Source organism: Streptomyces sp. NPDC042201, assembly GCF_055582185.1.
The window spans coordinates 141157-165343 of the sequence record NZ_JBVJDS010000005.1; the positions used below are offsets into that span (position 1 = coordinate 141157).

A 24187-nucleotide genomic window follows, 5' to 3' on the forward strand; every position below is an offset into this window, starting at 1 on the left:
CAGCCCAATCGGCATTTCACAGGGTGAGCGCCGGAGTCGTAGCGTGACGGTGGATGTCGGCGGATGCCGGCGGTTGAGGTGCAGTATGTTGGACCTCCAGTCCAGTGAAGTGAACTAGGAGAGGTTTCCGGTGGAAGAGCCGCGTACTACCACCGCTGCGGCCACCACCGCCGCGGCCGCTGTCTCGCTGCCGGAGGCCGCCGGGGTCGCGGAGGGCGGCCGGCCCGCCGCCTCCAAGCGCACCCTCGGCCCCGTCGCCCTCGTCGTCGCCGGCGGGCTCTCCGTACAGTTCGGCGCCGCCATCGCCGTCCTGCTGATGCCGCGCACCGGCGCCGTCGGCGTCGTCTCGCTGCGGCTCGGGCTCGCCGCGATCGTCCTGCTCGCCGTCTGCCGCCCCACCCTGCGCGGCTACTCGCGCGCCGACTGGGGGACGGTGGTCGCCTTCGGTGTCGCCCTCGCCGCCATGAACGGCCTCTTCTACCAGGCGGTCGACCGCATCCCGCTGGGCGTGGCCGTCACCCTCGAAGTCCTCGGCCCGCTCACGCTCTCCGTGATCGTCTCCCGGCGGCTGATCAACGTCCTGTGGGCCGTTCTCGCGCTCGGCGGTGTGCTCCTCCTCAGCGGCGGCGGCTTCGACCGTCTCGACCCGGTGGGCGCGGCGTTCGCGCTCGGGGCGGGCGCCATGTGGGCGGCGTACATCGTCTTCAGCGCGGGCACCGGCCGGCGCTTCCCGCAGGCCGACGGGCTGGCGCTGGCGATGGCGGTCGGCGCGCTGCTGGCCCTGCCGCTGGGGATCCTGGAGTCGGGGTCGAAGCTGCTGGTGCCGTCGACGCTGGGGCTGGCTCTGGCGGTGGCGCTGATGTCCTCCGTACTCCCGTACACCCTCGAACTCCTCGCCCTGCGGCGGCTGCCCGCCCCGACCTTCGCCGTGCTGATGAGTCTGGAACCGGCCATCGCGGCGACCGCCGGATTCCTCCTGCTGGACCAGGCGCTCTCGGCCACCGACGCGCTGGCCATCGCGCTGGTCATCGTGGCGAGCATGGGCGCGGTACGGACCCAGGTGGGGCGGCGGGCCGAGAAGGAGTAGGGCCCCCGTCGCCGGACGGCTCCGTCGCCGGAACGCCCCGTCGCACGGTCCAAAGCAAGCATGCTTGATTGTTTCTCCCGGCGCTGCCATGCTCCGGGGCACGCACACCGCCGTGTCCCGAGGGGAGCGCACCCGTGTCCGACTCTGCCGCAGTGCTCGACGATCTGCGCAGCGAGAGCGAGGAACTCGACCGGCTGGTGGGCCCGCTCGGCCCCGGCCGCTGGGCCCTCGCGACGCCGGCCCCCGGCTGGTCCGTGGCCCATCAGATCGCTCATCTGACCTGGACCGACGCGGCCGCCCTGGCCGCTGTCACCGACCCGGGCGCATTCGCGGCGGACGCGCGGAAGGCTCTCGCGGCCGCTGATTCCTTCGTCGACGAGGGGGCGGCGGCCGGCGCCGTACTCCCGCCCGCCGACCTGCTCGCCCGCTGGCGCGACGGCCGCGCGCGGCTCCAGGAGGCGCTGCGGGCCGCACCGCCCGGCGCGCGTTTCCCTTGGTACGGGCCGCCGATGAGCGCCGCCTCGATGGCGACGGCGCGGTTGATGGAGACCTGGGCGCACGGCCAGGACGTCGCCGACGCGCTCGGCGTCCCGCGCGAGCCGACCGCGCGGCTGCGGCATGTCGCGTGGATCGGCGTACGGGCCCGTGACTACGCCTACGTCGTCCGGGGCGAGGAGCCGCCGACCGACCTGTTCCGCGTCGAACTGACCGGTCCAGCGGGGGAGTTGTGGACGTACGGCCCCGAGGGCGCGACCCAGCGCGTCACCGGGCCCGCGCTCGACTTCTGTCTGCTGGTGACACAGCGGGCGCATCGCGCGGATCTCGCCGTACAGGCGGAGGGCGCGGCGGCCGATCACTGGCTGGACATCGCGCAGGCTTTCGCGGGACCGGCTGGCGCGGGCCGCGCGCCCGCCGGTCGTGCCGAGGGGGCCTGATGGCCGTCGATACGTCGGCCGACGTGCTGCGGATCGGGAACGCCTCCGGATTCTACGGCGACCGCTTCGACGCGCTGCGCGAGATGCTCACCGGCGGCCCGCTCGATGTCCTCACTGGGGACTATCTCGCCGAGTTGACCATGCTCATCCTCGGCAGGGACCGGCTGAAGGACCCGGGCGCCGGCTACGCGAAGACGTTCCTGCGTCAGCTGGAGGAGGGGCTCGGCCTCGCCCACGACCGGGGCGTGAAGATCGTCGCCAACGCGGGCGGACTGAACCCGGCCGGACTCGCCGCCGCCGTGCGCGAGCTGGCCGAGCGGGTGGGCGTGCCGGTACGGGTCGCCCATGTCGAGGGCGACGACCTGCTGGCACGCGGAGACCTGTCGGCGCACGGCGGGTGGGGCGACGGCGTCCTCACCGCCAACGCCTACCTCGGCGGCGCCGGGATCGCCGCCTGCCTGCGCGCCGGCGCCGATGTCGTGGTCACCGGACGCGTCACCGACGCGGCGCTCGTGACCGGCCCGGCCGCTGCCCGCTTCGGCTGGGGCCCGGACGACCTCGACGCGCTCGCGGGCGCGGTCGTCGCCGGGCATGTGCTGGAGTGCGGCACCCAGGCGACCGGCGGGAACTACTCCTTCTTCCGTGCGCACGACGTGCGCCGTCCCGGCTTCCCCCTCGCCGAGATCCACGCCGACGGTTCCGCGGTCATCACCAAGCACGAGGGCACGGGCGGGGTGGTCGACCTTGGCACCGTCACCGCCCAGCTGCTGTACGAGACCGGGGGCGCCCGGTACGCGGGACCGGACGTGACCGCTCGCCTCGACACCGTACGGCTGGCCCAGGAAGGACCCGACCGGGTCAGGATCTCCGGCGTACGGGGCGAGGCGCCGCCCCCCACGCTGAAGGTCGGGCTGAACCGGATCGGCGGCCTGCGCAACGAGGTCGTCTTCGTCCTCACCGGCCTCGACATCGACGCCAAGGCCCGGCTGGTGCGCGCGCAGGTGGAGGACGCGCTCGGCGAACGCCGCCCGGCGGAGGTCCGCTGGGAGCTGGCCCGTACGGACAGGACCGACGCGGACACCGAGGAGACCGCGAGCGCCCTGCTGCGGCTCGTGGTGCGCGACAGCGATCCGCGGGCGGTGGGGCGGGCGGTCAGCGGGGCGGCGATCGAGCTGGCGCTCGGCAGTTACCCGGGCTTCCATGTGACGGCCCCGCCGGGGAAGGGCACGCCGTACGGGGTCTTCGAGGCGGCGTACGTCGACGCGGCGCGGGTCGCGCACACGGCGGTGCTGCCGGACGGCGAGCGGGTGGCGGTGCCGTCCCCCGTACGTACGAAGGTGCTTGAGCCTGTCCCGGAGCCGGTGGACGGGCTCCCCGAGCCGCTGCCCGCCGGTCTGCCCACCCGCTCCGCGCCCCTCGGACTGATCGCGGGCGCCCGCAGCGGCGACAAGGGCGGCGATGCGAACGTCGGCGTGTGGACGAGGAGCGAGGACGCCTGGCGGTGGCTGGTCCATGAGCTGACGGCCGAGAGATTCCGGCAGCTGATCCCCGAGAGCCGGGACCTGACCGTCGTCCGGCACACCCTGCCCCATCTCCGCGCCCTCAACTTCACCGTCGAAGGGCTCCTCGGCGAAGGCGTCGCAGCCCAGGCGCGGTTCGACCCGCAGGCCAAGGCGCTCGGCGAGTGGCTGCGGTCCCGGTACGCCGACATCCCCGAGGCACTGCTGCCGCCCGAGGTGCTGCTGTCCGCCGAGGTACCGCTGCTGCCCGAGGTACCGCTGTCCGCCGAGGTACCGCTGTCCCCGGAGGTCCTGCTGTGACCGTGCTCCCCTCGGCCCTCGACATCACGTCCCCCGACTACGCCTCGCACCGCGCGACCATGCTCGCCAAGCTCGCGCTGCTCGACACCGAACACGCGAAGGCCCTGGCCGGCGGCGGTGAGAAGTACGTCGCCCGTCACCGCGCGCGTGGCAAGCTCCTCGCCCGCGAACGGATCGAGCTGCTCCTCGACCCCGACACCCCGTTCCTTGAACTGTCCCCGCTCGCCGCCTGGGGCAGTGACTACCCCGTCGGCGCGTCCATGGTCACCGGCATCGGGGTGGTCGAGGGCGTCGAGTGCCTGATCACCGCGAACGACCCGACCGTGCGCGGCGGTGCCAGCAATCCGTGGACCCTGAGGAAGGCCCTGCGCGCCAACGAGATCGCGTACGCCAACCGCCTTCCGTGCATCAGCCTCGTCGAGTCGGGCGGCGCCGACCTCCCCTCCCAGAAGGAGATCTTCATCCCCGGCGGGGCCCTGTTCCGCGACCTCACCCGGCTCTCCGCCGCCGGTATCCCGACCGTCGCGGTGGTCTTCGGCAACTCCACGGCGGGCGGGGCGTACGTCCCCGGCATGTCCGACCACACCGTCATGATCAAGGACAGGTCGAAGGTCTTTCTCGGCGGACCGCCGCTGGTGAAGATGGCCACCGGCGAGGAGAGCGACGACGAGTCCCTCGGCGGCGCCGCGATGCACGCCCGTACGTCGGGTCTCGCGGACCACTTCGCGGTGGACGAGCAGGACGCGATCCGGCAGGCGCGGCGGATCGTCGCCCGCCTCAACTGGCGCAAGGCGCACGCCGATCCCGGCCCGGCCGAGCCGCCCGCGTACGACGAGGAGGAGCTTCTCGGCATCGTCCCCGGCGATCTGAAGTTCCCCTTCGACCCGCGCGAGGTCATCGCCAGGATCGTGGACGGCTCGGACTTCGACGAGTTCAAACCGCTGTACGGGCCGAGCCTGGTGACCGGCTGGGCGGAGCTGCACGGATATCCGGTGGGGGTGCTGGCCAACGCGCAGGGCGTGCTGTTCTCCGCCGAGTCGCAGAAGGCCGCGCAGTTCATCCAGCTCGCCAACCAGCGCGACATCCCGCTGCTCTTCCTGCACAACACCACCGGCTACATGGTCGGCAAGGAGTACGAGCAGGGCGGCATCATCAAGCACGGCGCGATGATGATCAACGCCGTGTCGAACTCCACGGTCCCGCATCTGTCGGTGCTGATGGGCGCGTCGTACGGCGCCGGGCACTACGGAATGTGCGGCCGCGCCTACGATCCGCGCTTCCTCTTCGCCTGGCCGAGCGCCAAGTCCGCGGTGATGGGGCCGCAGCAGCTCGCGGGCGTTCTGTCGATCGTGGCGCGGGCCTCGGCGGCGGCGAAGGGACAGCCGTACGACGACGAGGGGGACGCGGCGCTGCGCGCGATGGTGGAGCGGCAGATCGAGTCCGAGTCCCTGCCGATGTTCCTGTCAGGACGGCTGTACGACGACGGGGTCATCGACCCGCGCGACACCCGCACCGTCCTCGGCCTGTGCCTGTCCGCCCTCCACACCGCCCCGGTCGAGGGTGTGCGGGGCGGCTTCGGCGTCTTCCGGATGTGAGGTCACCAGATGATCGAGAGTGTGCTGGTCGCGAACCGCGGCGAAATCGCCTGCCGCGTCTTCCGTACCTGCCGTGAGCTGGGGATCGCGACGGTCGCGGTGTTCTCGGACGCCGACGCGGGCGCCCTGCACGTCCGGGAGGCGGACACCGCCGTACGGCTGCCGGGGGCCGCGCCCGCCGACACGTATCTGCGCGGCGACCTGATCGTGAAGGCGGCGCTCGCGGCGGGCGCGGACGCCGTGCATCCCGGGTACGGATTCCTGTCCGAGAACGCGGAGTTCGCGCGGGCGGTGCTGGACGCCGGTCTGGTGTGGATCGGCCCGCCGCCGGGCGCGATCGAGGCGATGGCGTCGAAGACGCGCGCGAAGGAGCTGATGGGCGCGGCGGGGGTGCCGCTGCTCGCGCCGGTGGATCCGGCCTCCGTCACCGCCTTTGACCTGCCGCTGCTGCTGAAGGCGGCGGCGGGGGGCGGCGGCCGGGGCATGCGGGTCGTCCGTGAACTCCCTTCACTGGCCGAGGAGATGAAGGCGGCGTCGGCCGAGGCGCGGTCCGCCTTCGGGGACGGGGAGGTCTTCGCGGAGCCGTACGTGGAGCGCGGCCGGCATGTGGAGGTGCAGATCCTCGCCGACGCGCACGGCACGGTGTGGGCGCTGGGCACCCGCGACTGCTCGCTGCAACGCCGCCACCAGAAGGTGATCGAGGAGTCCCCGGCGCCTGGCCTCCCGGACGGGCTGCGCGCCACCCTGCGCGAGGCGGCGGTGGCCGCGGCCCGCACGGTCGGCTACCGGGGCGCGGGCACGGTCGAGTTCCTGATCTCGCCGCAGGGCCGCGCGTACTTCCTGGAGATGAACACCCGCCTCCAGGTCGAACACCCGGTGACGGAGGAGGTGTTCGGCCTGGACCTGGTCGCCCTGCAACTCGGCATCGCGGAGGGCGCCGAACTCCCGCCCGAGCCCCCGCCCGCGCGGGGCCACGCGATGGAGGCCCGCCTCTACGCGGAGGACCCTGCCAGGAACTGGGCACCCCAGACGGGCACGCTGCACCTGCTGGAGGTGGCGGGCGCCCCCGCGGACCGTCCCGCCGCGCCCCGGCTGCGCGTCGACACCGGGTACACCCACGGCGACACGATCGGTGTGCACTACGACGCCATGCTCGCCAAGGTCATCGTCTGGGCCCCCACCCGCGCCGAAGCCGTGCGCGGTCTCCGGTACGCCCTGCGGCGGGCCCGGGTGCACGGTCCTGTGACCAACCGGGAGCTGCTCGTACGGTCGCTGCTCCATCCGGACGTCGTCGGCGGGCGGGCCGACACCGGGTTCTACGAGCGGCACCTCGACGGCCTCACCGCGCCCGCCCCCGGCGAGGAGCACGCCGCCCTGGCCGCCGCGCTCGCCGCCGCGGCCGCCCGCGCCACCCGGGACACGGTGCCCGCGCGGCTCGGGGGCTGGCGCAATGTGGGGGCGCGGACGCAGAGCGGGACGTACGGCGAGCACGAGGTCCGCTACCGGGCCACCCGGGACGGATTCGACGTCGAGGCCGACGGCGTACGCGTCATCGCCACCGCGCCGCACCGCGTCAGCCTCGAAGTCGACGGAGTCGTACGGCACTTCGACATCACCGCGTACGGCGACGAGGTCCATGTCGACAGCGCCGCCGGCTCCTACCGCCTCACCGCCCGGCCCCGGTTCACCGATCCGAGGCTGCGGACCGAGCCCGGGTCGCTGCTCGCGCCCATGCCCGGGACCGTCGTACGGATCGCGGACGGACTGGCCGAAGGCGCGGAGATCACCGCGGGACAGCCGCTCATCTGGCTGGAGGCCATGAAGATGGAACACCGCGTCATCGCGCCCGCCTCCGGCACCCTCACCGCGCTCCACGCCGTCCCCGGCCGCCAGGTCGAGGTCGGCGCCCTGCTCGCCGTCGTCACCGACACCGCCGTCGTCACCGATGCACCGGAGGAACAGCCCTCATGAGCAGCAGCTTTCTCATCGAGACCGAAGAGCACACGGCGCTGCGAGCCGCCGTCGCCGCCCTCGGCCGCCGGCACGGCCGCGGCTACGACCGGGAGACCCTCTGGCGCGAGGCGGGCACGCTCGGCTACCTCGGTGTGAACCTCCCCGAGGCGTACGGCGGCGGAGGCGGCGGCATGGTCGAACTCTCCCTCGTACTCGAAGAGCTGGGCGCGGAAGGCTGCCCGCTGCTGCTGATGATCGTGTCGCCCGCCATCTGCGGCACGGTGATCGCCCGGTTCGGTACGGACGCCCAGAAGCGGCAGTGGCTGCCCGGCCTCTCCGACGGCTCCCTCACCATGGCCTTCGGCATCACCGAACCCGACGCAGGATCCAACTCCCACCGGATCACCACCACGGCCAGGAAGGACGCGGGCGGCTGGATACTCAACGGCCGCAAGGTGTTCGTGTCCGGCGTCGACATCGCCGACGCCACCCTCGTCGTCAGCCGTACCGAGGACGCGAGGACCGGCACGCTCAAGCCCTGCCTCTTCATCGTCCCCCGCGACGCCGAAGGCTTCCGGCGCTCGCAGATCGACATGGAACTCCAAGCCGTCGAGAAGCAGTTCGAGCTGGTCCTCGACGACGTACGGCTGCCCGCCGACGCCCTCATCGGCGACGAGGACGCCGGGCTGCTCCAGCTCTTCGCCGGCCTCAACCCCGAACGCATCATGACCGCCGCCTTCGCGCTCGGCATGGGCCGCTACGCCCTCGGCAAAGCCGTCGAGTACGCCAAGACCCGCCAGGTGTGGAAGGAGCCCATCGGCGCCCACCAGGCCATCGCCCACCCCCTCGCCCAGGCGCACATCGAACTCGAACTGGCCCGGCTGATGATGCGGAAGGCCGCGTACCTCTACGACGCGGGAGACGACATCGGCGCCGGCGAGGCCGCCAACATGGCCAAGTACGCCGCCGCCGAGGCCTGTGTGAAGGCCGTTGACCAGTCCGTACACACCCTCGGCGGCAACGGCCTCACCCGTGAGTACGGCCTCGCGTCCCTCGTCACCGCCGCCCGCGTGGCCCGGATCGCGCCGGTCAGCAGGGAGATGATCCTGAACTACGTATCCCACCAGTCCCTGGGTCTCCCCAAGTCCTACTGAGACAGGCGATTCTGGCCGTCCACATCGCGTCGTAAGGGGTCGTCATGGTCTTCCGTAGCGAGTACGCAGATGTCCCGGCCGTCGATCTGCCCATCCACGAGGCCGTGCTGGGCCGCGCCGCCGAGTACGGCGACACCGTCGCGCTCGTCGACGGCGCGGCCGGCACGAGCGTCACCTATGCGCAGCTCGACACCTTCCACCGCCGTATCGCCGCCGCCCTCACCGACGCCGGCGTACGCAAGGGCGACGTCCTCGCCCTGCACAGCCCGAACACCGTCGCGTACCCGGCCGTCTTCTACGCCGCCACCCGCGCCGGCGCCTCCGTCACCACCGCCCACCCCCTCGCCACGCCGGAGGAGCTCGCCACCCAGCTGCGCGACTCCGCCGCCCGCTGGATCGTCACCGTCGCGGCGCTGCTCGACGTGGCCCGCCGCTCCGCCGAACTCGTCGGCGGGATCGAGGAGATCTTCGTCTGCGACCGGGCCGAGGGGCACCGCTCGATCCTCGACATGGCGGGGTCGACGGCCCCTGAGCCCGACATCGCCATCGACCCCGGCGAGGACATCGCGGCCCTGCCGTACTCCTCGGGCACCACCGGCCTCCCCAAGGGCGTCATGCTCACGCACCGGTCGATCGCCACCAACCTCGCGCAGCTCGAACCGGTGGTCCCCATGGGCCCGGGCGACCGGATCCTCGCCGTCCTGCCGTTCTTCCACATCTACGGGCTCACCGCCCTGATGAACGCGCCCCTGAGCCATGGCGCGACCGTCGTCGTCCTGCCCCGCTTCGACCTCGACCAGTTCCTCGGAGCGATCGAGAAGCACCGCATCAACGGCCTGTACGTCGCCCCGCCCATCGTCCTCGCCCTGGCCAAGCACCCGACCGTCGCGCAGTACGACCTGTCGTCGCTCGACTACATCCTCAGCGCCGCCGCCCCGCTGGACGCCCGGCTCGCCGCCGCCTGTTCGGCCCGGCTGAACCTCCCGCCCGTACGGCAGGCGTACGGCATGACCGAACTGTCACCCGGCACCCATGTCGTACCGCTGTCCGCCGCCGACCCGCCCCCGGGCGCAGTCGGCAAGCTCCTGCCCAGCACCGAGATGCGCGTTGTCGCCCTGGACGACCCCGGCAAGGACGTGGATCCCGGCGCCGAGGGCGAGATCCTCCTGCGCGGCCCGCAGGTCATGAAGGGCTACCTCGGCCGCCCCGACGCCACCGCCGAGATGATCGACGCCGACGGCTGGGTGCACACCGGAGATGTCGGCCGGGTCGACGCCGACGGCTGGCTCTTCGTCGTCGACCGCGTCAAGGAACTCATCAAGTACAAGGGCTTCCAGGTCGCCCCGGCCGACCTCGAAGCCGTGCTGCTCACCCACACGTCCATAGCGGACGCGGCGGTGATCGGTGTCTACGACACGGACGGCAACGAGGTCCCGAAGGCTTACATTGTTCGCCGGCCCGGTTCCGAGGCGCTCACCGAGACCGACGTCATGGCGTTCGTCGCCGAGCGCGTCGCCCCCTACAAGAAGGTCCGCCGGGTCGAATTCATCGGGGGCGTGCCCCGCGCCGCCTCCGGCAAGATCCTCAGACGTGAGCTGAGGGACCGTGAACAGAGGGACCGCGAACCGCGGAACCGCGAAAGGGAGAACACGTGACGGACCCCGCGAGGCTGGTCGTGACCGCGCACGAGCGAGGCATCGCCACCCTGACCATGGACTCGCCGGCGAACCGCAACGCCCTGTCGGCGCGGCTCGTCGACGCACTCGGCGACGCCCTCACCGCCTGCGGCAAGGACCCCTCCGTACGGGCCGTGCTGCTCACCCACACCGGCAGCACCTTCAGCGCGGGCGCCGACCTCAAGGCACCGGCGAACCCGTACACCTTCGTCGCCCTGATGCGGCAGATCGTCGAGCTGCCCAAGCCGGTCGTCGCGCGCGTCAGTGGCCATGTGCGGGCCGGCGGGCTCGGTCTGCTCGGCGCCTGCGACCTCGCCCTCGCCGACCGGGGCTCGGACTTCGCGTTCACGGAGGTACGGATCGGAGTCGCCCCCGCCGTGATCTCGCTGCCGCTCCTGCCGCGCGTCGAGCCGCGCGCCGCGGCCCGGTACTCCCTCACGGGGGAGCTGTTCGACGCGGACCGCGCGGCCGTCGCCGGACTGATCACCGAGGCCGCCGACGATGTGGACGCCGCGCTCGCGCCCGTACTGGACGGGCTGCGCAGGGCGTCGCCGCAGGGGCTCGCGGAGTCGAAGAAGCTGCTCACCGTCGGCGTGCTGGACGCCTTCGACCAGTACGCGGAGGATCTCGTCCAGCGCTCCGCCTCGCTCTTCGTGACGGCGGAGGCGCGCGAAGGCATCGCGGCGTTCATGGAACGACGGGACGCCGCGTGGGTGCTCTAGACGGGACTTCGGAATGACTCGTCCAGGGCCCGCGCGGCGGATCCTGCCCGGGTCTGCGCCCAAGCAGGACCGCAGCCGCGCCACGCGCCGGCGGCTGCTGGAGGCCGCCGTGGCCTGCCTCGCCGAACACGGCTGGGCGGGCTCCACGGTCTCCGTCGTCGCCGAGCGGGCCGGTGTCTCGCGCGGCGCGGCCCAGCACCACTTCCCGACCCGCGAGGATCTGTTCACCGCGGCCGTCGAGTACGTGGCGGAGGAACGGTCCTCCGCCCTGCGCGACCTGGTCCCGGCCGGGCCCGCGCACCGCCGCGAGGCCGTCGAGGGGATCGTGGCCCTCTACACCGGGCCGCTGTTCCGGGCCGCGCTGCAACTGTGGGTCGCGGCCTCCGACGAGGACCAGCTGCGCCCCCGGGTCACCGAGCTGGAGGCCCGGGTGGGGCGGGAGTCCCACCGGATCGCGGTGGAACTGCTGGGCGCCGACGAATCCGTCCCCGGCGTACGGGAGACCGTCCAGGGGCTGCTGGACATGGCGCGCGGACTGGGCCTGGCGACGCTGCTGACGGATGACACGCAGCGGCGGGAGCGGGTGGTGGCCGAGTGGTCGCGGATCCTGGACGGGGTGCTGGGCTGACGACCGCCCGGTTCCACGGGACGTGGACGTACGGCGGCGCCGCGCCCGTTCCCGCCGGGCGCGGCGCCGTTCCCCGCTTTTGTACGAGCCGATGACGGGTCGCGGATCAGTGGGTGATCTCGTCGTACCCCTCGATCTCACGCGGATTCCGCGTCCCCGGGCCCACATAGCGGGCCGACGGACGCACCAGACGGCCCGTGCGCTTCTGCTCCAGGATGTGCGCCGACCAGCCGGCCGTACGGGCACAGGTGAACATCGACGTGAACATGTGCGCCGGGACCTCGGCGAAGTCCAGCATGATCGCCGCCCAGAACTCCACGTTCGTCGCCAGCACCCGGTCGGGCCTGCGCGCGTGCAGCTCCTCCAGCGCGGCCTTCTCCAGCGCCTCCGCCACCTCGAACCGCGGCGCGGCCAGCTCCTTCGCCGTACGCCGCAGCACCCGCGCCCGCGGGTCCTCGGCCCGGTAGACGCGGTGCCCGAAGCCCATCAGCCGCTCGCCCTTGTCCAGGGTCCGCTTGACGTACGCAGTCGCGTCGCCGGTGCGCTCGATCTCCTCGATCATGCCGAGGACCCGCGAGGGCGCACCGCCGTGCAGCGGCCCCGACATCGCACCGACCGCTCCTGACAGCGCGGCCGCCACATCGGCCCCGGTCGAGGCGATCACCCGGGCCGTGAACGTCGACGCGTTCATGCCGTGCTCCGCGGCCGACGTCCAGTACGCGTCGACGGCCTTCACATGCCGGGGGTCGGGCTCCCCGCGCCAGCGGATCATGAAGCGCTCGACGACCGACTCCGCCTTGTCGATCTCCCGCTGCGGGACCATCGGCAGCCCCTGGCCGCGCGCCGACTGGGCGACGTACGACAGGGCCATCACCGCGGCACGCGCCAGATCGTCACGGGCCGTGCGCTCGTCGATGTCGAGGAGCGGTTTCAGACCCCATACGGGCGCGAGCATCGCCAGCGCCGACTGCACATCGACACGGATGTCACCGGAGTGGATCGGGATCGGGAACGGCTCGGCGGGCGGCAGGCCGGGATTGAACGCCCCGTCGACCAGCAGTCCCCACACGTTCCCGAAGGACACCTGCCCCACCAGGTCCTCGATGTCGACGCCCCGGTAGCGGAGCGAGCCGCCCTCCTTGTCCGGTTCGGCGATCTCCGTCTCGAACGCGACGACTCCTTCGAGCCCAGGGACGAAGGAGGTGGCGGAATCAGACATCAGGCGGCTCCTCATGATGTGTGCGACGGGTTTCGGCGGGTGGCCGGGCAGGTCGATCCTGGTGTGCGAGAGGCAGGAACCATAGTCCCCGGTGTACGAAGGCCACAGTGGCCCGCCCCAAGATTTTGGCGGGTTCCTCTGATGCGCGGAAGCGTGATAACCGGCACACTGCCTCACTTCCTCCATCGAGGGTTGGCGAAGCTCCGGGCCGGGCAGACTCGGCCCTGCGGCAGGATGACCTCCGTGCCTCCCGAGAATCCGGATCCCGCTGTCATGCGCGAGCAGTACCGCACGACCCCGCTGCTGGAGGCGGACCTCGCCGCCACCCCGATGGACCAGTTCGCCCGCTGGTTCAAGGACGTCGCGGTCTCCGACCTGCACGAGCCGAACGCGATGGTGGTCTCGACCGCCACGCCCGACGGCCGTCCGTCCTCGCGCACGGTGCTGCTGAAGCGGTACGACGACCGTGGCTTCGTCTTCTTCACGAACTACACGTCCCGCAAGGGCGGCGAGATCGAGTCGAACCCCTTCGTCTCGCTGCTCTTCCCCTGGCATCCGCTGTCCCGCCAGGTCCTCGTCACGGGCACGGCGGCCCGCGTCGGGCGCGACGAGACAGCCGCGTACTTCCGCACCCGCCCGCACGGCTCGCAGCTGGGCGCCTGGGCCAGTGACCAGTCCACTCCGATCGCCTCCCGCGAGGCGCTCCTCCAGCGCTACGAAGAGCTGGCGGCCCGCTATCCGGACGACGAACAGGTCCCGGTGCCCCCGCAGTGGGGCGGCTTCCGCGTCACCCCGGAGACGGTCGAGTTCTGGCAGGGCCACGAGAACAGGCTGCACGACCGGCTGCGCTACGTCCGCGAGGAGCACGGCGGCGAGGGCGGCGGCGAGGAGCACGGCTGGCGGGTCGAGCGGCTCTGCCCGTAGAAGCCTTCAGAACACGCAGACGACCCGCGGGCCATGGTCCCTCCGGAGAGGGAGCCGGCCGGACATACCGGCGGCCCGCGGGTCGGGTGACTGCTTGGGATTTCGACCGTCGACCGGCCGAGCACTACGAGAGTGCGACAGCGAGCCGTTAGCCCGCAGCCACCTCACTTGTCCGGACTGAATACATCTTCCGGATCACCTCCTTTCGGTGTGCGTCACACGTTAGGCGCGGCTCCGGGAGCACTCAAGTGAATTAATGCGACGAATTTGGCTGTACATCACACGCATTTTCCCGCTGGTAGCGGTGGGTACGCGCTGGGCAGAGAATTGTGGGGCGTGACGATTTCGGGGAACCTTGTGTGTGCTGGGTCACGTTCGAGTTCAATGATTGGACGTGCATGCATCAGCCAGGCGGAGGCGTCCTGCAGGGGGTGCGGAGATGAGTGCTTCTCGGAGCGAGACCACCAACGCGCCCGGGCCGGACGAGCCTGATTCCGCGTCCGGGTCCGGGCCGGACGCGGGGTCCGAGCCGGAGCGGGACGGACCGGGCGCGGATCTGCTCGCTGCCCTGCTCGACGGGATGGACGCGGCGCTCTGCGCCTTTGACGCGGACGGCGTGATCACGCACTGGAACCGCGAGGCGGAGCGGGTGCTCGGCTGGTCGGCCGAGGAGGCCGTCGGGCGGCACGGCTTCGCCGGCTGGGCGGCGCGGAGCGCCGACGCGGACGACGTGCAGGCGCGGCTGATGGCCGTGATGGACATACCCGGCCGGCAGGTGGACGAGTTCGCGCTGCTGCGCAAGGACGGCGGCAGGGTGCTCGTACGGACCCAGTCGGCCCGGGTGCGCGGGGCCGACGGCAAGGCCGCCGGGGTGTACTCCGCCTTCAGCGAGGTCCACGCGCAGATAGATCTGGAGCGGACGATCGCGCTCAGCGAGGCGCTCTTCGAGGGAGCGTCCTGGGGTGTCGTCCTCGTCGATGTCGATCTACGGCCGACGGTGGTCAACGGATATGCGGCGCGGGCGCTCGGTTCCGGGCGTACGTCAGTGCTGGGGCGGCCGCTCGGTGAGCTGCTCGTCGGGGGCGTCGAGGAGCTGGAGGCCGCGCTCCACCATGTGCTCGCCGAAGGGCCGCCGAGGTCGCCCGCCGAGCTGTGGGTGACGGTCCGTACCGGCGACGGCGAGCAGCGGCGCTGCTGGCGGAGCGGTTTCCTGCAGCTGGCGTCCCCGCTGGCGGAGGAGCCGGTGCCGCTGGGTGTGGGGTGGATGTTCCAGGACGTGACGGACATCAAGCTGGCCGCGCAGGACGCGGACCGGCTGCGGTTCCGCTCCAGCCAGCTGCACCGGGCGGGGCGGGCGGCCGCGGAGTGCGAGGACCCGATGGAGGCGGCGACGGTCTATCTGGACTTCGCGCTGGCGGGTTTCGCGGATCACGCGCTGATAGACCTGGTGGTGGGGGAGGGGCCGACCGGCTCCTTCGCCGTCTCGGCCGCGGAAGCCCCCGTACGGCTGGTACGGGCGGTGGCGACGCCCTCCGGCGGCGGGTCGGGTCCGAGCATGCCGGTGGAGGCGGGCGGGATACCCGTGCGGTACGCGCCGGGGCATCCGGCGCTGCAGGCGCTGGACCGCATCGGATCGGTCCGCGCCAGTGCCCCGTCGGGTGGTGTGCCCTCCTCGACCTGGGCGGCCTCCCGCCAGTGGCCGCCGGACGCGGTGCACGCGCTGTGCACGGTGCTGCGCTGCCGGGGCCGCTCGCTGGGTGTGGTGACGTTTCTCCGGGGAGCGAGCCGTGTCGCGTTCGAACGGCCGGACGCGGTGTACGCGGAGGATGTGACGGTCCGGATGGCGGCGTCCCTGGACCTGTCCCGGACCTTGTCGGACTGACGCGCGGCCGGCCGGTGGCTGATCCGCGGCCGGGCAGCAGGGCCGAGGCCCTGCTGCCCTTGTCGCTGCCGCCCTGGTCACTTTCGCCCGGGCGTACGGTCCGTCAGGGCGCCGCTGTCCGGTCCGGGCCCGTACCCCGGGGTTCAGGGATGGACGCCGCCGTCGGCGGCAGCAGCCTGACCGGTTCCGTTTCCGCGTCGTTGTGACGCAGCGCCCAGTTCTCCAGGGAGATACGGCACGCGTGGTCGAGGTGGCGCAGGCCGGACAGATCCAGCTCGATGGGGCGGTCCTTCGGCAGCTCCTCCAACTGTTCCATTATCCGCGGCAGTCGCAGGAACGTCGCGTTGCCGGTGACGGACACCACCAGCCTGCCGCCGGTCAGTTCCCGTACGTCGACATGGAGATGGGAGATCTCCCAGGCCGTCTTGACCACCGCGAGCAGCAGCCCGAGGACCACGCCCTCGAAGAGATTGGTGACCAGGACCGCCATCGCCGTGATGGCCAGGATCACGGCCTCGCCGCGGTGCTCCCGCCACAGCGGGACCAGGTCCCTGACGGGCACCAGCTTGCAGCCGGCGTGCACCAGGACGCCCGCCAGCGCCGCGAGCGGGATGACCCCGATCGCGGCCGGCAGCAGCGCGGCGAACAGCAGGAGCCACAGCCCGTGCAGGATCCGGGAGAGCGAGGTCCGCGCCCCCGCCTGGACATTGGCGGCGCTGCGCACGATGACCGCGGTCATCGGCAGCGCGCCGAGCGCCCCGCAGACCGTGTTCCCCACGCCCTGCGCCATGAGTTCCTTGTTGTAGTCGGTGCGCGGTCCGTCGTGCATGCGGTCGATCGCCGCCGCGCTGAACAGGGACTCCGCCGAGGCGATCAGGGTGAAAGCGAGCACGGTGCCGATCGCGGCCACCCCCGCCAGCTGCCCGAAGTCGTCGAGGCCGGGCGGCTTGATCGATTCCAGCAGCCCGTGCACCTCGACCTTGGCGACGGGCAGATCCAGCAGGACTGCCGCGCCGGTGGCCAGCGCCACCGCGGCCAGCGGTCCGGGAACCACCCGGACCCGGGCCGGCAGCCTGGACCACAGGACAAGAACGGCCACGGTCCCGGCGCCGATGAGGAACGCGGTCAGCGTCGTACCGTCCGAGACGATCCCGCCGGCCAGTCCCGGCAGTCCGGCGATCTTGCCGGGGCCGCCGGACGGCGGAGCGGTGTCCGCCATGGCGTACACCTGGCCCAGGACGAGCACCAGGCCGATGCCCGCCAGCATCCCCTGGACCACGGCGACCGAGATCGCCCGGAACCAGCGGCCGAAACGCAGCGCGCCGAGGGTGAGTTGAAGCAGTCCCGAGACGAGCACGATGGCGCCGAGCGCGCCGACGCCGAACTCCTTGACGGCTTCGTACACCAGCACGGTCAGACCCGCCGCCGGGCCGCTGACCTGCAGCGAGCTGCCGGGCAGAAAGCCCACGACGAGTCCGCCGACGATGCCGGTGACCAGACCGAGTTCGGCGGGCACTCCGGAGGCGACCGCCACCCCCACACACAGGGGCAGGGCGACGAGAAAGACGACGAGGGACGCGAGCAGGTCGCGCCTCAGGACACGTTTGTCCCTCAACAGGGTGAGCATGAAGGGTGTTCCTAGCTGTGCGGTCCGCGAGCGGACGAGGGGCGGGAAGTGAGCGGTGCTGAGGGCGCCGTCACAGAGGTCTGAACTCCCCGCCCAGGTGGGGCTGGTGGGCGCTGATCGCGCCGGTGTCCACTTCGTAGTACCAGGCGTGCAGTGAGAGACGCCCCTCCACGAGGCGTTCCCGTACGGCGGGATAGCCGCGGAGGGTGTCGAGCTGGGCCGCGGCGTGGTGGCGTACCGCGTGGGCGAGGCCGTGGGCGGCCGGCAGCGAGGGGACGCCGAGGTCGAGCCAGCCGCGGACGGCCGGGACCGCTGACAGATCGTCACCGCGTACGAGGGCGCCCACGGCGCCGCAGTGGGAGTGGCCGCACACGACGATGTCGCGGACGTTGAGGACACGTAACGCGTACTCGATGGTGGCTGCTTCGCCGCTGGGCCGCTCCGCGTCGTAGCGGGGGACGATATTGCCCGCCGTACGCAGCTCGAACAGCTCACCCGGACGCGCGCCGGTGATGAGGGAGGGGATGACACGGGAGTCCGAGCAGGTGATGAACAGCGCTTGTGGCGTCTGTCCCGCCGCGAGTTCGCGGAACTCCTCGGAGCGCTCCGCCACCTGGACGGAGAAGGTACGGGCGTGGTCGATGAGTGACTTCATGATGGCCTGCCTCCTGCACCCGCGGACGTGCCGGGGCGCGGTGTGGTCGGGTCAGTGGGGGTGTGAAGGCCAGTGCCGTACGGGCGTCACGCGCTGCCGGGTCTCGGCAGTCGCGGGAGGCCGGCAGGCAGCTGCCGTGATGATCGCGCTGTCGTGTGCGCGAAAGTTCGTCTGCTCCGATGATGGGACACCGCAGCTTCGTCTACTTTGCCCGAACATTACTTCCAGGTGAAAGATCAAAATTCCGCCAAGTGGTCCTTTGGTGACGCAAAGTGGCGGGTCGAGGGCGTGGGCAAGGCCGAGGCCCACGGGGAGCGGTTCCCGCAGGCCTCGGCCGTTCGCTGCCGTCTCTTCAGTTACTTCTGGCGCTTCCGTTACGAGAGTTGCTTTGGTTACTTCGGTTGCTCTGGTTACGTCTGTCGCGCCGTCGAGCCCTCGACGGCTCCGGGGTACGTCTTTACTGGCGGTAGAAAATCCGGTCGGCGTATTCGGTCATCACCCGGCTGTTCCACTCGGGCCCGCCGTCGACATTGCCAGACCGCAGCAGCGGAGGCTCGATGCCGCGCTCGACGAGTTCCTCGGCGGCGGCGGCCATCATCGCCTGCATCAGGGCGCTGGTGACGACCGTGGAGGCGGGGGCGAACGGGGCCTCGATGCCGTCGGCGGTCAGCTCCGCGTCACCGACCGCGATCCTGTTGTCGAGGACGACGTCGCAGTGGTCCTTGAGATACGTCCCCGTCAGGTGCCGGGACGTGGTCTCCGTCGCGTACGCCACCGACGTCACGCCGATGACCTTCAGCCCCAGCGACCGGGCTTTCATCGCCATCTCGACGGGCATCGCGTTGCGCCCGGAGAGGGAGATGATCACCAGCAGGTCCCCGGCGGTGGCGGGGCTGGACTCGAGCACGGCGCTCGCCAGACCGTCGACCCGCTCCAGCGCGGAGCCGAGGGTGGCCGGCATGACATCGACGCCCACCACGCCGGGCACGGCGAGCAGGTTCATCAGGGCGAACCCGCCGGCGCGGTAGACGACGTCCTGCGCGGCGAGCGAGGAGTGCCCGGCGCCGAAGGCGAACAGCCGCCCGCCGGCGGCGACGGTGTCGGCGATCACCGTGCCGGCCGCGGCGATGTTCGCCGATTCCTCGTCGCGGACGCGCTGCAGCAGGCCGATCGCGGCATCGAAGAACTGGCCGGCCAGCTTGGACTCGCTCATCGAGGAGACCCTTCCAGGGGTGGGGGAATGCCTGTGCCGCGGATCACGTTGAGGTCTGGACCATTGCTCTGTCAATACACCTACTCGACACCTGCCCGACGCCTCACGGCACGCCTCACGGCACGCCTCGCCGCTTCGGCTTCCTCCGGCACGGCACGGTTGTCGGTGGTATGCGTCAGAATTGGGTCAGGGCCAGCGCACGATTTATTCGAGGGGCACGAATGTCCGGACTGATCGACACGACGGAGATGTATCTCCGCACCATCCTCGAGCTCGAAGAGGAAGGTGTGGTCCCGATGCGCGCCCGGATCGCCGAGCGGCTCGACCAGAGCGGGCCGACGGTCAGCCAGACCGTGGCCCGTATGGAGCGCGACGGTCTGGTGCAGGTCGCGGGCGACCGGCATCTGGAGCTGACGGAGGAAGGGCGCCGGCTGGCGACCCGTGTCATGCGCAAGCACAGGCTCGCCGAGTGTCTGCTGGTCGATGTGATCGGCCTGGAGTGGGAGCAGGTGCATGCCGAGGCGTGCCGCTGGGAGCATGTGATGAGCGAGGCGGTGGAGCGGCGGGTGCTCGAGCTGCTGCGTCACCCGACGGAGTCGCCGTACGGCAACCCGATCCCGGGCCTGGCGGAGCTGGGCGAGAAGGCGGAGGCCGACCCGTTCCTGGACGCGGGGATGGTGAGCCTGGCCGATCTGGATCCGGGCTCGGAGGGCAAGACGGTGGTGGTGCGGCGGATCGGCGAGCCGATCCAGACCGATGCCCAGCTGATGTACACGCTGCGGCGCGCGGGCGTGCAGCCCGGGTCCGTGGTGAGCGTGACGGAGTCCCCGGGCGGCGTGCTGGTCGGGAGCAGTGGCGAGGCGGCGGAGCTGCAGGCCGAAGTGGCTTCGCATGTCTTCGTGGCCAAGCGCTGAGCACTGACCGCTGAGCGCGGAGTACGGGGTACGGGGTTGACGACCGGGGCGTGGGGGGCGCCCGGGTCCGCCGGGGCGGGGGAGTCCACGGCGGGGTCCGGTGTGAAGGTGACGGGCGTGAAGGCAATTTCCGGCTGAGGATGAAAGCGCTTCCGCCGAACGGCAGCGGCCGGGCGGATCGCATGCCACGCTTATAGCTGAGGCATATGACCTGAGGGCGCCGGCCGGGGGCTCGGCCCCACGGTAGGGGAGGGGAGCAGGGTTATGCGCCTGTACGGGTGTGGGCACTGTGCGTCGCGCCTGCGGTACGGCCTGTATTCCCTGTACGGAGAAGGCTCCGGCACCTCGCGGCACCGGAGCCTGTCCTCCCCTGCGCTGACCCGGAGCCCCGAGCTCCCAGGGTCAGTCCCCTCGGGCCGTCATCCCCGATCGGCCCGCCTCCCGGAGAAGATCTCCCCTCGGCTGCGTCCGGCAATCCTTGAGCGGGGTCACTCGAACGAGCGGTGTTGCGGGTGGGAACCAGGTTTTCGAATAGGAGTTCGATAGTCTGGCGTGGCCGGCCGTACCGAGTCGGGCCTCGGCCGGAATCCGACACGACGACTCAGGACCGACCTCAGGACCGACCGACCACTCAGGACCGACCACTCAGGACCGAAGGGGGTGCCGGAACGCATGGTGCAGCGCATCGACGTGACCGGAGCGGACGGCGTACGTCTCGCTGCCTGGGAGTTTGCCGACCCGCCCGCGCAGGGCGGCGAGCCGGAGCGGGCCTCAGGTGTCTTACTGCTCCATGGACTCATGGGCCAGGCCTCGCACTGGGCCTCCACGGCGCGCTGGCTGGCCGAGCGGCACCGGGCGGTCGCGCTCGACCAGCGAGGTCACGGCCGGAGCGACAAACCGGCGGAGGGTCCGTTCACACGCGAGGCGTACGTCGCCGACGCGGAGGCAGCGATCGAGCAGCTCGGGCTGGCGCCCGTGACGCTCATCGGCCACTCGATGGGCGCCCTCACCGCGTGGCAGCTGGCCGCCAAGCGCCCCGATCTGGTCCGGGCCCTGATCATCTGCGACATGCGCGCCTCGGCGCTGGGCGCGGCGTCCCAGCGGGAATGGGAGGACTGGTTCCGCGCCTGGCCGGTCCCGTTCGCGACGCTCGCCGACGTGCGGAAGTGGTTCGCCGAGGACGACCCCTGGGTGGAGCGCCCCACGCCGGCGCGTGGTGAGTTCTTCGCCGAGATCATGGTGGAGCGAGCCGACGGCTGGCGCCCGGTCTTCTCGCGCCGCCAGATGTTGATGTCCCGGAAGGCCTGGTTCTACAACGCGCACTGGGAGGAACTGGCCCAGGTCCAGTGCCCCACCCTGGTGGTCCGCGGCCTCGACGGGAATCTGGGCCGCGCGGAGGCCCAGGAAATGGTCCGCGTGCTCCCCCGCGGCCAGTACGCGGACGTGACGGACGCCGGCCACCTGGTCCACTACGACCAGCCGGAGGCCTGGAGAGCGGTGATCGAGCCTTTCCTGGACGGTGTGCTGACGCCTTGAGCGGCGGGCGGGGCGGACGTGCGGGCCGGCGCCGGCCCGCTTCCCCTCCCCGCCCCATCCCGTCACCCCTTGCTGACCGCCGTCAGGATCTCCGGGAGCCGCGCCGCCGTCCGGGGGGCCGCCAGGCGCAGACCGCCCGTGGTGACCAGCGCGCCGTACACCGTGCCGACAGGCAGCAGGAGCCAGGTCCAGTCGTCCGCGCCCGAGACATGGAGCCAGATCGTCAGCGCGATCACCGGCGCGCACAGCAGGGCCGCGCCGAGCATGCCGCCGAAGATGGAGAGCCAGGCCAGACCGGCCTGCCCCGGTGCCACGTTCTTGTAGGTGCTGTCCTGCGGGATCGAGTACGGGAAGCGGGCCGAGGACACCGCGCCGGTCGCCAGCATCGCGCCGAGCAGCGCGAAGGACAGGCCGAGCGCTTCCGGCAGGGCCCGCCAGTCGCCCAGCAGGCCCGCCGTGGCCACCGTGACCAGCGCCGAGTACGGCAGGGTGATCACCAGCAGCGCCAGGGCCCGCGCCCGCAGTTCGAGGTAGGCGTCCCGCGTCGAGGAGATCGTCAGGGCCACCATCCAGAAGGCGGAGGTGTCCTGGCCGAACTGGTTGTACATCTGGACGCCGAGCATGCCGGCCGCGAAGCACGCGAAGTAGATCGTGCCGGTGCCCTGAAGCGCGTTGAACAGCGGCACGATCAGACCGATGGCCAGCGAGGTCACCCAGGCCGCCTTCGTCTTCGGGTCGCGCCACACGTACCGCAGACTGCGCAGCACCACCGGGCCCGTACGCCCCTCCGCCCGCAGCCGTCCCGGCAGCAGCCGGGCCAGCGCCGGTCCCAGCCCTCGCCCCGACTCCTTGCGGGACGGCTCGGCCGCCGCGAGCGTCGAGCCGTCCGGGGCCGTCATCAGCTTCACCATCGACCGCTGCCATACGTACATCACCGCCACCAGGGCGACGCCGGACAGCAGCAGTTGCAGCACGGCCCGGCCGTACGCGCCCTCGCTCGCCGAGTCCACCGCGCCGATCGCCGACGCCGGCGGCAGCCACCGTACGAACCGGGCCACCGGGGCGAGCGCCGCGAGCCCGCCCGCGTCGCTGAGCCGCTGCGCGCCGAAGTTCACGACCTGGATGCCCACCGCGATCAGCAGACCGCTCAGGACCGCCAGATCGCGGCCCTTGCGCGAGGTCAGCAGCCGGATGTTGGCCGTCGCGACCGCCCGCGCCAGCGCCACGGACAGCAGCAGGACCAGCGGTACGGCGACGACCGAGACGAGCGCGGCCACCGCGCTGTGCGCCGTCGCCACCGCCGAGCCGACCACCAGACAGAGCGTGAACAGCGGCCCGATGCCCACCAGCGACGCCGCGAGCAGCGCCGCGGTCAGCGGGCGCGGCCGCAGCGGCAGCATCACCAGCCGGGTCGGGTCCAGCGTCTCGTCGCCGCTGGAGAAGAACAGCGGCATCACGGCCCAGCCCAGGGCGAGCACGGCGGTCAGCATCACGACGACCGTGCCCGCGTGATCGTTTCCGCGCAGCACGATCAGCCCGAGGAGCTGCGCCGCCGCGACGAGCAGGGTCACGACGACGGACATGATGTACGCGGCCCGCCGGCCCGACGACTGCCGCAGCCCGTTGCGCAGCAGGGACAGCTTCAGCCGTACGAAGACGGGCGCCAGCGCGGCCGTGCCGGCCGGGGCGCCCGCCGTGGCGCGCGCGGTGGTCCCCGCCTCGCTGCCGGTGGCGGTGGTCGCCGCCGTACCGCTCATCGGGCGCCGCCCAGCCAGTCCAGGGATTCGCCGGTGTCGCGCCCCTGCGCGCCCACCAGTTCCAGGAAGGCGTTCTGCAGGGATGTCGCCTCGCCCCGTACCTCCGTGAGTGTGCCCTGCGCGCGGATGCGGCCGCCCACCATCACCGCGACCCAGTCGCACAGTGACTCGACCAGCTCCATCACATGGCTGGAGAAGACCACGGTCGCGCCGGAGCCGGTGTAGCGCTCAAGAACCCCGCGGATCGTCTGCGCGGACACCGGGTCGACCCCTTCGAACGGCTCGTCCAGGAAGAGCACTTCGGGATTGTGGAGGAGGGCGGCGGCGAGGCCGATCTTCTTCCGCATCCCGGTCGAGTAGTCGACGACGAGCTTGTGCTGCGCGCCCGCCAGGTCCAGTACGTCGAGGAGCTGGGTGGCCCGCTTGTCGACCTCGGCGCCCGGCAGCCCCCGCAACCGGCCCGTGTAGCCGAGGAGTTCACGTCCGGAGAGCCGCTCGAAGAGCCGCAGGCCCTCCGGCAGGACGCCGATCCGCGCCTTGACCTCGACGGGGTCGCGCCATACGTCCTGTCCGGCGACCCACACCCGTCCCTGGTCGGGCCGGAGCAGGCCGGTCACCATCGACAGGGTCGTGGTCTTGCCCGCGCCGTTCGGCCCGACCAGGCCGATGAACTGGCCCGCGGGCAGTTCGAGATCGATGCCCGCGACGGCGATCTGCTCGCCGAAGCGCTTCCACAGCCCCTCGACGCGTACGGCGGGCGGCGCCGCGCCGCCCGCCTCGGCCGGCGCCGCACTCCGCGCCCCGGCCGGCGCCGGTGCTCGGTCCGGCGCTCCGTCCGGCGCCCGGTCCGGTGTCTGTTCCCGTGCCTGGTCCGGCATGGCGACTGCCTT

Annotated in this window: 19 protein-coding genes; 13 read left to right on the top strand and 6 right to left on the bottom strand. The window is 71.9% G+C overall.

What is annotated here, in order from left to right; translation table 11 throughout:
* Positions 1 to 130 precede the first annotated feature (130 nt).
* The 9 genes from ACZ6MZ_RS14290 (at position 131) to ACZ6MZ_RS14330 (ending at position 11570) form a co-directional block, all read left to right on the top strand.
* Positions 131 to 1087, top strand: coding sequence for an EamA family transporter (locus tag ACZ6MZ_RS14290; RefSeq protein WP_469351970.1), 957 nt, complete (start codon positions 131 to 133; stop codon positions 1085 to 1087).
* Positions 1088 to 1221: 134 nt separating this feature from the next.
* Positions 1222 to 2022 carry a TIGR03084 family metal-binding protein gene (locus ACZ6MZ_RS14295; RefSeq protein WP_469351972.1) on the top strand — a complete coding sequence of 267 codons (801 nt, stop codon included), beginning with the start codon at positions 1222 to 1224 and terminating at the stop codon, positions 2020 to 2022.
* Positions 2022 to 3842: an acyclic terpene utilization AtuA family protein gene (locus ACZ6MZ_RS14300; RefSeq protein ID WP_469351973.1), complete on the top strand. Its 1821-nt coding sequence runs from the start codon at positions 2022 to 2024 to the stop codon at positions 3840 to 3842. Before ACZ6MZ_RS14295 ends, ACZ6MZ_RS14300 begins: the two co-directional genes overlap by 1 nt.
* Positions 3839 to 5437, top strand: a complete 1599-nt coding sequence (locus tag ACZ6MZ_RS14305; RefSeq protein WP_469351975.1) for an acyl-CoA carboxylase subunit beta — start codon at positions 3839 to 3841, stop codon at positions 5435 to 5437. The genes ACZ6MZ_RS14300 and ACZ6MZ_RS14305 overlap by 4 nt, the downstream gene beginning before the upstream one ends.
* Before the next feature lie 9 nt (positions 5438 to 5446).
* Positions 5447 to 7408, top strand: a complete 1962-nt coding sequence (locus ACZ6MZ_RS14310) for an acetyl/propionyl/methylcrotonyl-CoA carboxylase subunit alpha (RefSeq protein ID WP_469351977.1) — start codon at positions 5447 to 5449, stop codon at positions 7406 to 7408.
* Positions 7405 to 8544: an acyl-CoA dehydrogenase family protein gene (locus ACZ6MZ_RS14315; RefSeq protein ID WP_469351979.1), complete on the top strand. Its 1140-nt coding sequence runs from the start codon at positions 7405 to 7407 to the stop codon at positions 8542 to 8544. The genes ACZ6MZ_RS14310 and ACZ6MZ_RS14315 overlap by 4 nt, the downstream gene beginning before the upstream one ends.
* A 44-nt stretch (positions 8545 to 8588) precedes the next feature.
* A complete protein-coding gene (locus ACZ6MZ_RS14320; RefSeq protein ID WP_469351980.1) occupies positions 8589 to 10199 on the top strand; it encodes a 4-coumarate--CoA ligase family protein in 1611 nt (536 codons plus the stop codon).
* Positions 10196 to 10942, top strand: coding sequence for an enoyl-CoA hydratase family protein (locus ACZ6MZ_RS14325; protein ID WP_469351981.1), 747 nt, complete (start codon positions 10196 to 10198; stop codon positions 10940 to 10942). Before ACZ6MZ_RS14320 ends, ACZ6MZ_RS14325 begins: the two co-directional genes overlap by 4 nt.
* Positions 10943 to 10955: 13 nt before the next feature.
* Complete coding sequence (locus tag ACZ6MZ_RS14330) at positions 10956 to 11570, top strand: TetR/AcrR family transcriptional regulator (RefSeq protein WP_389785114.1); 615 nt, start codon at positions 10956 to 10958, stop codon at positions 11568 to 11570.
* A gap of 106 nt (positions 11571 to 11676) precedes the next feature.
* Here ACZ6MZ_RS14330 and ACZ6MZ_RS14335 read toward each other — a convergent pair whose 3' ends face one another.
* Positions 11677 to 12789 (bottom strand): citrate synthase 2, encoded by a 1113-nt coding sequence (locus tag ACZ6MZ_RS14335; protein WP_469351984.1) that lies wholly within the window; start codon positions 12787 to 12789, stop codon positions 11677 to 11679.
* A gap of 234 nt (positions 12790 to 13023) precedes the next feature.
* Between ACZ6MZ_RS14335 and pdxH the strand changes: the two genes are divergently transcribed.
* Positions 13024 to 13713 carry a pyridoxamine 5'-phosphate oxidase gene (gene pdxH / locus ACZ6MZ_RS14340; RefSeq protein WP_389785119.1) on the top strand — a complete coding sequence of 230 codons (690 nt, stop codon included), beginning with the start codon at positions 13024 to 13026 and terminating at the stop codon, positions 13711 to 13713.
* Positions 13714 to 14152: 439 nt separating this feature from the next.
* Entirely contained in the window at positions 14153 to 15595 is a 1443-nt protein-coding gene (locus ACZ6MZ_RS14345; protein ID WP_469351986.1) for a PAS domain-containing protein, read from the top strand.
* 103 nt (positions 15596 to 15698) lie between these two features.
* On the opposite strand, the gene ACZ6MZ_RS14350 is transcribed toward ACZ6MZ_RS14345, so the two are convergent.
* The 3 genes from ACZ6MZ_RS14350 to ACZ6MZ_RS14360 all read right to left on the bottom strand — a co-directional run bounded on the left by ACZ6MZ_RS14350 (position 15699) and on the right by ACZ6MZ_RS14360 (position 19090).
* Entirely contained in the window at positions 15699 to 17222 is a 1524-nt protein-coding gene (locus ACZ6MZ_RS14350; RefSeq protein ID WP_469351988.1) for a SulP family inorganic anion transporter, read from the bottom strand.
* A 70-nt stretch (positions 17223 to 17292) separates the two neighbouring features.
* On the bottom strand, positions 17293 to 17877 hold the full coding sequence (locus tag ACZ6MZ_RS14355) for a carbonic anhydrase (RefSeq protein WP_384178868.1): 585 nt from the start codon (positions 17875 to 17877) through the stop codon (positions 17293 to 17295).
* A gap of 457 nt (positions 17878 to 18334) precedes the next feature.
* Positions 18335 to 19090 (bottom strand): SIS domain-containing protein, encoded by a 756-nt coding sequence (locus ACZ6MZ_RS14360; RefSeq protein ID WP_389785126.1) that lies wholly within the window; start codon positions 19088 to 19090, stop codon positions 18335 to 18337.
* A gap of 221 nt (positions 19091 to 19311) precedes the next feature.
* Here ACZ6MZ_RS14360 and ACZ6MZ_RS14365 point away from each other — a divergent pair, with 221 nt between their 5' ends.
* Together ACZ6MZ_RS14365 and ACZ6MZ_RS14370 are read left to right on the top strand one after the other, a co-directional pair.
* Positions 19312 to 20004: a metal-dependent transcriptional regulator gene (locus ACZ6MZ_RS14365; RefSeq protein WP_384178871.1), complete on the top strand. Its 693-nt coding sequence runs from the start codon at positions 19312 to 19314 to the stop codon at positions 20002 to 20004.
* Positions 20005 to 20676: 672 nt separating this feature from the next.
* The gene (locus tag ACZ6MZ_RS14370; RefSeq protein ID WP_469351991.1) at positions 20677 to 21540 is read left to right on the top strand and encodes an alpha/beta fold hydrolase; all 864 of its coding nucleotides are present in this window, start codon (positions 20677 to 20679) and stop codon (positions 21538 to 21540) included.
* A 62-nt stretch (positions 21541 to 21602) separates the two neighbouring features.
* Here the strand turns inward: ACZ6MZ_RS14370 and ACZ6MZ_RS14375 are convergent, their stop codons facing one another.
* The gene (locus tag ACZ6MZ_RS14375) at positions 21603 to 23297 is read right to left on the bottom strand and encodes a transporter (RefSeq protein ID WP_469351993.1); all 1695 of its coding nucleotides are present in this window, start codon (positions 23295 to 23297) and stop codon (positions 21603 to 21605) included.
* The gene (locus ACZ6MZ_RS14380; RefSeq protein WP_389785136.1) at positions 23294 to 24175 is read right to left on the bottom strand and encodes an ABC transporter ATP-binding protein; all 882 of its coding nucleotides are present in this window, start codon (positions 24173 to 24175) and stop codon (positions 23294 to 23296) included. The genes ACZ6MZ_RS14375 and ACZ6MZ_RS14380 overlap by 4 nt, the downstream gene beginning before the upstream one ends.
* Between the last annotated feature and the right edge of the window lie 12 nt (positions 24176 to 24187).

Excerpts from the sequence above, each read along its gene's own strand:
- ACZ6MZ_RS14300 (WP_469351973.1), top strand. The coding sequence starts at position 2,022 with ATGGCCGTCGATACGTCGGCCGACGTGCTGCGGATCGGGAACGCCTCC.
- ACZ6MZ_RS14310 (WP_469351977.1), top strand. The coding sequence starts at position 5,447 with ATGATCGAGAGTGTGCTGGTCGCGAACCGCGGCGAAATCGCCTGCCGC.
- ACZ6MZ_RS14315 (WP_469351979.1), top strand. The coding sequence starts at position 7,405 with ATGAGCAGCAGCTTTCTCATCGAGACCGAAGAGCACACGGCGCTGCGA.
- ACZ6MZ_RS14320 (WP_469351980.1), top strand. The coding sequence starts at position 8,589 with ATGGTCTTCCGTAGCGAGTACGCAGATGTCCCGGCCGTCGATCTGCCC.
- ACZ6MZ_RS14330 (WP_389785114.1), top strand. The coding sequence starts at position 10,956 with ATGACTCGTCCAGGGCCCGCGCGGCGGATCCTGCCCGGGTCTGCGCCC.
- ACZ6MZ_RS14335 (WP_469351984.1), bottom strand. The coding sequence starts at position 12,789 with ATGTCTGATTCCGCCACCTCCTTCGTCCCTGGGCTCGAAGGAGTCGTC.
- pdxH (WP_389785119.1), top strand. The coding sequence starts at position 13,024 with ATGACCTCCGTGCCTCCCGAGAATCCGGATCCCGCTGTCATGCGCGAG.
- ACZ6MZ_RS14345 (WP_469351986.1), top strand. The coding sequence starts at position 14,153 with ATGAGTGCTTCTCGGAGCGAGACCACCAACGCGCCCGGGCCGGACGAG.
- ACZ6MZ_RS14350 (WP_469351988.1), bottom strand. The coding sequence starts at position 17,222 with ATGCTCACCCTGTTGAGGGACAAACGTGTCCTGAGGCGCGACCTGCTC.
- ACZ6MZ_RS14355 (WP_384178868.1), bottom strand. The coding sequence starts at position 17,877 with ATGAAGTCACTCATCGACCACGCCCGTACCTTCTCCGTCCAGGTGGCG.
- ACZ6MZ_RS14360 (WP_389785126.1), bottom strand. The coding sequence starts at position 19,090 with ATGAGCGAGTCCAAGCTGGCCGGCCAGTTCTTCGATGCCGCGATCGGC.
- ACZ6MZ_RS14365 (WP_384178871.1), top strand. The coding sequence starts at position 19,312 with ATGTCCGGACTGATCGACACGACGGAGATGTATCTCCGCACCATCCTC.
- ACZ6MZ_RS14370 (WP_469351991.1), top strand. The coding sequence starts at position 20,677 with ATGGTGCAGCGCATCGACGTGACCGGAGCGGACGGCGTACGTCTCGCT.
- ACZ6MZ_RS14375 (WP_469351993.1), bottom strand. The coding sequence starts at position 23,297 with ATGAGCGGTACGGCGGCGACCACCGCCACCGGCAGCGAGGCGGGGACC.
- ACZ6MZ_RS14380 (WP_389785136.1), bottom strand. The coding sequence starts at position 24,175 with ATGCCGGACCAGGCACGGGAACAGACACCGGACCGGGCGCCGGACGGA.